At 64.5% G+C, this 4,980-nt stretch carries 5 protein-coding genes and 1 pseudogene; 4 read left to right on the top strand and 2 right to left on the bottom strand.

The annotated features are described in order from the left end of the window. Positions 1–22 precede the first annotated feature (22 nt). Both V7D81_RS22890 and V7D81_RS22885 read right to left on the bottom strand, forming a co-directional pair. Positions 23–280, bottom strand: a complete 258-nt coding sequence (locus V7D81_RS22890) for a hypothetical protein (RefSeq protein WP_324320682.1) — start codon at positions 278–280, stop codon at positions 23–25. A gap of 21 nt (positions 281–301) precedes the next feature. Further along, on the bottom strand, positions 302–583 hold the full coding sequence (locus V7D81_RS22885) for a DUF883 family protein (RefSeq protein ID WP_324320680.1): 282 nt from the start codon (positions 581–583) through the stop codon (positions 302–304). Positions 584–808: 225 nt separating this feature from the next. Here V7D81_RS22885 and V7D81_RS22880 point away from each other — a divergent pair, with 225 nt between their 5' ends. The 4 genes and pseudogenes from V7D81_RS22880 to pyrG all read left to right on the top strand — a co-directional run. Then, the gene (locus tag V7D81_RS22880; RefSeq protein WP_324320678.1) at positions 809–1,795 is read left to right on the top strand and encodes a ParB N-terminal domain-containing protein; all 987 of its coding nucleotides are present in this window, start codon (positions 809–811) and stop codon (positions 1,793–1,795) included. Positions 1,796–2,025: 230 nt separating this feature from the next. Next, on the top strand, positions 2,026–2,988 hold the full coding sequence (gene accA / locus V7D81_RS22875; RefSeq protein WP_324320676.1) for an acetyl-CoA carboxylase carboxyl transferase subunit alpha: 963 nt from the start codon (positions 2,026–2,028) through the stop codon (positions 2,986–2,988). 106 nt (positions 2,989–3,094) lie between these two features. Further along, positions 3,095–4,459: a tRNA lysidine(34) synthetase TilS gene (gene tilS, locus V7D81_RS22870; protein ID WP_324320674.1), complete on the top strand. Its 1,365-nt coding sequence runs from the start codon at positions 3,095–3,097 to the stop codon at positions 4,457–4,459. A gap of 157 nt (positions 4,460–4,616) precedes the next feature. Beyond that, positions 4,617–4,980: pseudogene (pyrG, locus tag V7D81_RS22865) on the top strand (CTP synthetase); the annotation flags it as partial.

Raw genomic sequence — 4,980 nt, 5'->3', positions numbered from 1 at the left:
GGGGAAGAAGGCAGAGAGGAGATCAGTTGATCCGTCCGCTCGTCTCTTCCAGCTTCTCCAGCGCAATCGTCACCTGCTGCAGGATCGGCAGCGGATTCTCGCCGCCCGTCATGTTTTCATTCGTTGCCGTGGAAAGCAGCTCCGCGTCCTTCTTCCACGATTCCAGAATGGCGCGCTTCGCATCGACGTCGAGACGCGTGTCGCGCAGCACGTCCATCGGTGTCTCGAACTGGCGCGACGGATCGGCAATGGCGTCTTCGGTACGTTTCTGTTCGGGCATGGCAGTTCCTTACGCTGAGGATCAATCGCGACGTGTCAGCAGTCCGACCAGCAGGGCGACACCTGCGGCGGTGGCGATGATGCCCCAGGAGTGATCACGTACGTAGTCGTCGGTGTTGCGGGCCAGCCGCCGTACGCGGCGACGCATCTTCCGGTCGTACACGCTGTCGAGCATCTGGCCGAGGGATTTCTCCGTGCGGGCGCGGGCTTCCTGTACCCGATCGCCGGTAACCTCGGCAGTGGCTTTCAGCAGCGCCTCGGTATCGCGCGCCACGGCGCGCAGGTCGTTGCGCAGATCTTTCATGGGGGAATGCAAAGCGCCGTTTCTCATGGCGGAGTCTCCTTGCAGGCGACGGGAATTACAGATGCAACGCTCGGCATCCGCGCGGGTTCCGGCGCGGTGCGGATCGAGCTTCCTGGCGAACTGTCTACGACAGCATCTGCCGGGTCGCAATGGTGACTGACCGCTATGCCTGCGGCGCCGTGCCCGCTAGGCTTCGATCAGGCCGGAGCGTCGAGGGAGTTTTCCATGCCCGCAAAGAAGACATCCAGCAAGGCGAAACGCGCGCCCGCGCGTCGCAAGACTCCCAGAAAGGCGGCGCCGCGAACCCGCGGTATCCAGCCGCAGGATTGCGTGATCGACACCTTGCCCGCCGAAGCGAGCGAGGCAGCACAGCGGATCGAGAGCGAAGGCGGCGTCATCGTCGGCCGCTACTTCGAACCGCTGGGCCGCAATCCGCTGCTGCTGGCTGCATTGCCGATCGACAGCGTCGATCCGACCCCGTTCCAGCGCGATCTTTCCGATGCGCATCACAAGAAGCTGTCCGAGGTCATCGACCGCACCGGCCTGTTCCTCGATCCGGTGATCGCGATTACGGCGCCGGAGAAAGGATTCTGGACGCCGAACGGACGCCACCGCCTCGAAGCGCTGCGGCGTCTCGGCGCGAAATCCATCGTTGCGCTGGTGGTGCCCAAGCGCGAGATCGCGTGGCAGATCCTCGCGCTCAATACCGAGAAGGCGCACAACCTGCGCGAGCGGGCGCTCGAAGTGATCCGCATCTACAAGGGACTGATCGAGGAAGATGCGAGCCGGCCCGAAAAGGATTTCTCGTTCTATCTGGAAGACCCGGCGCTGGTGACGCTCGGCCTGTGCTACGAAAGAAAGGGCAACTTCGCGGGCGGTGCGTATCACTCGATCCTGCGGCGGCTGATGGAATTCTCAGCGGAGCCGCTGCGCAAGGCGATCGGCGCACATGAGTCGGCCGCCGAGAAGCTGTTCGAACTCGATACGCTGGTGACCGAAGCGGTCGACAAGTTGAAGGAGCGCGGCCTGGTGAGTCCGTACCTGCGGGCCTTCGTGGTGGCCCGCATCAATCCGTTGCGCTGGATCAAGGACGAACCGCCGCCGCTTGCCGAGGTGCTCAGGACCATGCGCGAGCGCGCGGCGCGGTTCAATGTCGACAAGATCAGGCAGCAGGATCTGGCGAGAAGCGGCGGAGCGCCGGATTCGGAGTAGGCAGCTTTCTTCTTTCCTCCTGTGGGGCCGGCTTGAGCCGGCCTGGGAATGTCAGGCTGAAGCCTGACCTACAGATGCAGTGCCTCAAGAGGGGGTGATCGGAAGAAGCCTCGGTTGCCATTCTTTTATGGCGGTCTTTTGCGGCTCTCCTTGCAGGGGACCGCGCGCCGTTTGCCAGCCGGGCAATCTCCCGCTATGTTCCGCGCTGTTTTCGCAGGGATCACCGCCGTATGGCAATGAATTTTCTGGATTTCGAGCAGCCGATCGCCGAGCTCGAGGCCAAGATCGACGAGCTGAAGTTCGTCTCGAACGACGCCGAAGTGAACATCGGCGAGGAAATCGCGCGCCTGCGGGCCAAGAGCCGCGCCCTCACCACGAGCATTTTCTCGAACCTGACCCAGTGGCAGATCGCCCAGCTCGCCCGCCATCCGCAGCGCCCGTACACGCTGGACTACATCAACACGATTCTCACCGACTTCCAGGAACTGCACGGCGACCGCATGTATGCGGACGATCACGCCATCGTCGGCGGTCCGGCTCGGCTCGACGGTCGTCCCGTCATGGTGATCGGCCAGCAGAAGGGCCGCGATACCAAGGAACGGGTGCGCCGCAATTACGGCATGCCCAAGCCCGAGGGCTATCGCAAGGCGCTGCGCCTGATGCACATGGCCGAGCGCTTCAACATGCCGCTGATCACGCTCATCGATACCTCCGGCGCCTACCCCGGCGTCGGCGCCGAAGAGCGCGGCCAGAGCGAGGCGATCGCGCGCAACCTGTTCGAGATGTCGGCGCTGCGCGTGCCGATCGTCAGCGTCGTGATCGGCGAGGGCGGTTCGGGCGGCGCACTGGCCATCGGCGTGTGCGACCGGTTGCTGATGCTTCAGTACAGCATCTATTCGGTCATTTCTCCCGAAGGCTGCGCGGGCATTCTCTGGCGCAGCGCCGACAAGAAGGATCTCGCGGCCGAAGCGATGGGCGTCAGCGCCGAGCGCATCGCCAAGCTCGGCGGCGTCGTGGATGAGGTGATCAAGGAACCGCTCGGCGGCGCGCATCGCGATCCGCAGGCCATGGCCGACAGCCTCAAGGAGGCGCTGTTGCGTCATCTCGGCGAACTCGAAGCGCTGTCGACAGATGAACTCCTCGCCACGCGCGACAAGCGGCTGCGCAGCTACGGCGTATTCAGCGAAAGCTGATTTGTAGGTCAGGCTTCAGCCTGACTCCGAAAAGGCCGGCGCAGGAACTGTCAGGCTGAAGCCTGACCTACAGTCAGAGGCCGCTGCTGCAAACTGCTGCGCACCCATGATCTTCTCGCCCGCCGCACTGCTGGATTGCATTCATTCGACGCTGCCGGCCGGCGCCAGCGGCACGCTCCGGGTGGCATTCAGCGGCGGGCTCGATTCGACCGTCCTGCTCGCGGCGCTGCAGCGCGCCTGCGCCGCACGCCCCGGCTATCGCTTGCGCGCAATCCATGTCGATCACGGGCTGCATGCCGATTCGGCGCGCTGGACCGTGCATTGCGAGAACGTGGCGCAACGTCTCGGGATCGACTTCGCATCGAAAAAGGTGGCGGTATCGCCGGCCGATGAAGGCCTGGAAGCGGCGGCCCGCCATGCGCGCTATGCAGCGTTGCGCGAATGCCTGCAGCCCGGGGATGCGTTGCTCACCGCGCATCACGCCGACGATCAGTTCGAAACCCTCATGCTGGCCCTGCTGCGCGGCGCCGGTCTGCCGGGGCTTGCGGCCATGCCCGCGTGCCGGGAGTTCGCGCCGGGCTGGCACCTGCGTCCGTTGCTCGAGTTCACGCGCCCGGACCTGGAAGACTGGGCGCGCGCCGAAGGGCTCGCCTGGATCGACGATCCGTCCAACGACCTCGCGCATTTCGATCGCAATTTCCTGCGTCATCAGATCCTGCCCCTGCTGCAGACGCGCTGGCCATCGGCGGTCCGCACCGCCGTGCGTACGGCCAGGCATGCGGGTGAGGGGATGGCGCTGCTGGATGAATTCGCCATTGCCGATCTGGCATCCGCCGCGACAGGCCCGTGCCTGAAGGTCGATGTCCTGGCCGGATTCAGCGATGCCCGCCGGCGCAATCTGCTGCGCTACTGGTCGAAGCTGCGCGGCGCCCGCGCGCCGTCGACGCGCAAGCTCCTCGCGCTGGAACACGACATGCTCGCGGCGCAGGAGGATCGATTGCCGGTGATCGAGTGGGACGGATTCGAGGTGCGGCGATTCCGCGGCCTGCTCTATGGCGATCGGGTCCGCCGCGGCAGTTCGCATGAGGCTGTGTCGTTCGACTGGGAATGGAGCCGGCCGCTGGTCCTTCCTGACAAACTAGGGTCATTGCATGTGCAGCCTGGCCACGGCGCCGGACTTGCGCGTGCGCTGTTGCCGCGCACCTTGCGCGTCGCCTTCCGTCAGGGCGGCGAAGTGCTGCAGCCGGCCGGCGACCCGCATCGCCGCGATCTGAAGAAGTTGCTGCAAGCCGCGGATATCCTGCCGTGGTGGCGCAATCGTCTGCCATTGCTGTGGGTCGACGATCGACTCGCCGCAGTCGGCGATCTGTGGACGGCCGACGAGTTCGCGGCCGACGCGGATGAGGAGGGTGTGCAGGTCGTCTGGCAGGGTAAACCTCGGATACAGGCACAGCGGCAGACCGCGCCTTGACGAGACGCGAAAAAAATTACGCGAAAGCCGCAACCTCATCGCTTTGCTGCTTTCGTCGATCTCCCGATTCCGATAGACTGCGCTCCCGTCGTGAGTTAGGTGCTGTGCGTTCAGTGCAGCGTCCTTTGGCTCCTCCTCCTTCATCGACGGTGCTCCGATGACTCGTTATATCTGTGTGACTGGCGGTGTCGTTTCCTCACTCGGAAAAGGCATCGCCGCCGCCTCATTGGGCGCGATTCTCGAAGCCCGCGGCCTCAAGATCAGCATGGTGAAGCTGGATCCGTACATCAACGTCGATCCGGGCACCATGAGTCCGTTCCAGCACGGCGAAGTGTTCGTCACCAACGACGGCACCGAGACCGACCTGGATCTCGGCCACTACGAACGCTTCGTACGTACGACCACCTCGCGCAACAGCAACTTCACGACGGGCCGCATCTACGAACGCGTCATCGCGAAGGAACGTCGCGGCGACTATCTCGGCGCGACCGTACAGGTGATCCCGCACGTCACCGACGAGA

Source organism: Povalibacter sp., from assembly GCF_036735925.1.
In the GTDB taxonomy this organism is placed as follows: domain Bacteria; phylum Pseudomonadota; class Gammaproteobacteria; order Steroidobacterales; family Steroidobacteraceae; genus Steroidobacter.
The sequence above is the reverse complement of the archived record's forward strand: the minus strand, read 5'-3'. Positions and strand labels throughout refer to the sequence as shown.